The sequence below is a fragment of the Bacillus mobilis genome (assembly GCF_001884045.1).
Lineage (GTDB): Bacteria > Bacillota > Bacilli > Bacillales > Bacillaceae_G > Bacillus_A > Bacillus_A mobilis.
Map to the genome: position 1 here is coordinate 1 of NZ_MACF01000010.1, position 4,400 is coordinate 4,400.

1 protein-coding gene is annotated in these 4,400 nt (G+C 37.8%); it reads right to left on the bottom strand.

From position 1 onward, the window contains the following. A partial coding sequence (locus tag BAQ44_RS00430; RefSeq protein ID WP_116758343.1) for an isopeptide-forming domain-containing fimbrial protein occupies positions 1-4,400 on the bottom strand: 4,400 nt, incomplete at both ends.

The window sequence follows — 4,400 nt, forward strand, 5'->3', positions numbered from 1 at the left end:
GGTTTCACTTCTGGCTCTTTCGGATCTTCCGGTTTCACTTCTGGTTCTTTCGGATCTTCCGGTTTCACCTCTGGTTCTTTCGGATCTTCCGGTTTCACCTCTGGTTCTTTCGGATCTTCCGGCTTCACTTCTGGTTTCTTCGGCTTAATGGAAACTGTCGGTTCAAGCGGTTTGTTTGTTGTATCTTCCACAATCGCCTTATTCACAATTTCCTCACCGATTTTAACCGTTTCTCTTACCTTCGCTTTAAAAATAATACTACGATCTTTTCTATCCATAATGTCTAAATACGTAGCAGTTACTTTTCCAAATTCCATTTTCAACTCTACTGGATTTGGCTCAGCACCTTCAAATCTAAGACTATCTTGCACATATTCTAAACCGGTTGGAATTTCATCTTCTACCTTTACCACGGCTAATTTTCCGTTTTCTACCGTATTTTCAAAACTAATTCGGTACTCGATTTCGTCCCCTAACTTCGGTTCATGATTACTTACTGTCTTCATTGCTTTTAACTTACCATCTTTATATTCTGGCTTTATTGTCGCTGTCGGTTCTATAACTGGATGGTTCGGATCTTCCACATGAATAGTCGCTTTATTTGTTATTTCCTCTCCAACTTTTACTGTTTCTTTTACCTTCACTTTAAAGATGATACTTCTTTCTTTCGTATCCATAATGTCTGGATACTTTACTATTACTTTTCCACTCTCTACTGTAAACTCTGTTGGTGCAGGCTTGTCACCTACAACCTTCAAACTATCTTGCACATATTCTAAACCGGCTGGGATTTCATCTTCAATTTTCACATCAACTAACTTACCGCCATCTACTGTGCCGTTAAAAGTAATTCGATATTCGATTTCTTCTCCTAGCTTCGGTTCATGATTACTTACTTCTTTCCTTGCCTCTAGTTTTCCATCTTTATATTGCGGCGTAATTGGTATAAGTGACTCAACTGGTGGAGTCGTCGGATTATTATCATCCACAATCGCCTTGTTTACAATCTCTTTTCCGACTTGTACCGTTTCTTGTACTCGCACTTTAAAGATGATGCTTCTTTTTTTCGTATCTGTAATTTCCGGATACTTTGCTGTTACTTTTCCATGTTCAACATGAAGTTCTACTGGATTTGGTTCCGGTCCATCAGACTTTATACTATCTTGTACATATTCTAAACCGGCTGGAATTTCATCTTCTACCTTTACCTCTGTTAGTTTTCCGTTCTCTACCGTATTTTCAAAGCTAATTCGGTATTCGATTTCTTCTCCTAACTTCGGTTCATAATTGCTTACTGTTTTTTCTGCTTGTAATGCACCATCTTTATATTGAGGCTGAATAGCGATATTCGGTTGCTCTGGTGGGTTTATTGTATCTTCCACAACCGCTTTATTCACAATTTCGTCGCCTACTTTAGCTTTTTCTTTCACCTTCACCTTAAAGACAATGCTTCTTTCTTTCGTATCCGTAATTTCTGGATACTCTGCAAGAACGATTCCGTTTTTCACTTTCACATGCAATGGTTTCGGATTCTCTCCCTCAGCTCTTTCACTACCTTCTACAAACTCTAAGCCATTTGGTAATTCATCCTTAATCTTCACCTTTGCTACTTTTCCATGCTCAACTACGTTACGGAATGTAATTCGATACTCTACTTCTTCTCCTAATTTCGGAGCTTCGTTATTTACTGTTTTCTCAGCTTTTAGTTTTCCATCTTTATACTCCGGTGTAATAATCGCTTCTGGTTTTTGCGGTGGATTCTTTGGATTATGATCATCCACAATTGCCTTATTCACGATTGTCTTACCGACTTTTGCTGCTTCCGTTACTTTCACCTTAAAGCTAATACTACGCTCCGCTGTATCAGTAATGTTTTCATACTTCGCTGTAATTTTTCCAGCTTCTTCTTTTAAATCTACTGGACTCGGTTCATTACCTTCTGCTTTTAAACTATCCTTCACATACTCTAAACCAGTTGGTAATTGATCCTCAATTTTCACCTCTGCTAGTTTTCCATTTTCTACCGTATTTTTAAAACCAATTCGGTACTCCACTTCTTCTCCTAACTTTGGATCTTTTTTGCTTACTTTTTTATCAGCTTTCACTTTACCGTCTTTATACTGCGGGGTAATATCTACTTCTGGTTGCTCTACTGGATTTTTCGAATCATCCACAATCGCTTTATTTACAATTGCTTTGTCCACTTCCACATCATCTTTCACTTTCACTTTAAAGATAATGTTTCTTTCTTTCATGTCAGTGATATTTTCATACTTTGCGATAATTTTGCCCGCCTCTTCTTTCAACTCTACTGGCGCCGGCTTATCACCTTCTGCTTTTAGACTATCCTTCACAAATTCTAAACCAGACGGAATTTCATCTTCTATCTTCACCTCTGCTAGCTTTCCATCTTTCACCGTATTACTAAATGAAATGCGGTATTCGATCTCTTCCCCTAGCTTTGGATCTTTTTTACTTACTTTTTTATCAGCTTTAATTTTACCGTCTTTATATTGCGGTGTAATTTTAGCTGTCGGTTCAGTTATAGGATGGTTCGGATCATCCACATGAATAATCGCTTTATTTGTAATACCCTTTCCTATTGCAGCTGAATCTTTCACCTTCACCTTAAAGACAATACTTCTTTCTTTCATATCCATAATCTCTGAATACTTTGCCGTTACCTTGCCATTTTCTACTTTCAACTCCACTGGTGTTGGCTCTTCCCCTTCAGCCTTTTCACTTCCTTGCACAAACTCTAATCCAGCTGGAATTTCATCCTCTATCTTCACTTCTGCTAGCTTTCCATCCTTCACCGTATTATTAAAAATAATTCGATATTCGATTTCCTCGCCTAGCTTCGGTTCGTGATTACTTACTTCTTTTCTCGCCTCAATTTTTCCATCTTTATATTGCGGGGTAATCGGTACGTAAGGCTCTTCTGGCAGATTTTTTGTATCATCCACAATCGCTTCATTTACGATTTCTTCTCCCACTTTTACGCTTTCTTTTACCTTCGCGTTAAAGACAATGCTTCTTTCCTCTGTATCTGTAATTGCTGGATATTTTGCCATTACCTTATTATTTTTCACCTGTAGCTCTACTGGTTCCGGTTTAGAACCTTCTGCCTTGATGCTGCCTTCTACATACTCTAAACCAGTTGGTAATGTATCCTTTATATTTACCTCTGCTAGTTTTCCGTTTTCTACCGTGTTTTTAAAACTAATTCGGTATTCTACTTCTTCTCCTAGTTTTGGTTTATGATTATTCGCCACTTTCTGAGCAGCAATCTTGCCGTCTTTATATTGTGGGATAATTGCCACATGAGGCTTTTCTGGCTCATGTGTTGTATCTACTACAATTGCCTTATTGACAATTTCCTTACCTATTTCTGCCTCTTCTTTTACCTTCACTTTAAAGAAAATGCTTCTTTCTTTCGTATCCATAATTGCTGGATACTTTGCCATTACCTTTCCGTTTTCCACTTTCAGTTCTACTGGACTTGGTTTAGAACCTTCTGCCTTCACACTGTTCTCCACATACTCTAATCCAGCTGGTATTTCATCTTCTACTTTAACCTCGGCTAGCTTCCCGTTTTCTACCGTGTTTTTAAAACTAATTCGGTATTGTACTTCTTCTCCTAGCTTCGGCTTCTTATTGTTTACAACCTTCTCTGCTTTCAGCTTACCGTCTTTATATTCTGGAGTGATTGTTACTTCTGAAGTCGTTGGATCTTTCGTATCATCAACAACTACTTTATTGACAATACCTTCACCAACTTTGAAGTCTTCTTTTACTTTTGCTTTAAAGACGATACTTCTTTCTTCTGTATCCGTAATCTCTGGATATTTGGCAATTACTTTGCCATCTTTCACTTGCAGTTCTACCGGCTCTGGCTTAGATCCTTCTGCTTTCACACTTTCTTTCACATACTCTAAGCCCTTCGGTAAAGTATCTTCTATTTTTACCTCTGTTAGTTTTCCGTTTTCTACCGTGTTTTTAAAGCTAATTCGGTATTCTACTTCTTCTCCTAACTTCGGTGATGGGTTATTTACTACTTTTTTCGCTTCAACTTTTCCATCTTTATGCTGCGGAGTAATTTCTGCTTTTGGTGTTTCTGGTTTGTTTTTTGTATCATCAATAATTGCTTTATTGACGATTTTTCCGCCGATTTTTACTTCTTCTTTTACTTTCACTTTAAAAGTGATACTTCTTTCTTCTGTATCCGTAATCTCTAAATACTTCGCCAGTACCTTACCGTTTTCCACTTTCAACTCTACTGGGTCTGGCTTAGATCCTTCTGCTTTCACACTGTTTTCTACATACTCTAAGCCTTCTGGTAAAGTATCTTCTATTTTCACCTCTGCTAGTTTTCCGTTTTCTACCGTATTTTTAAAGCT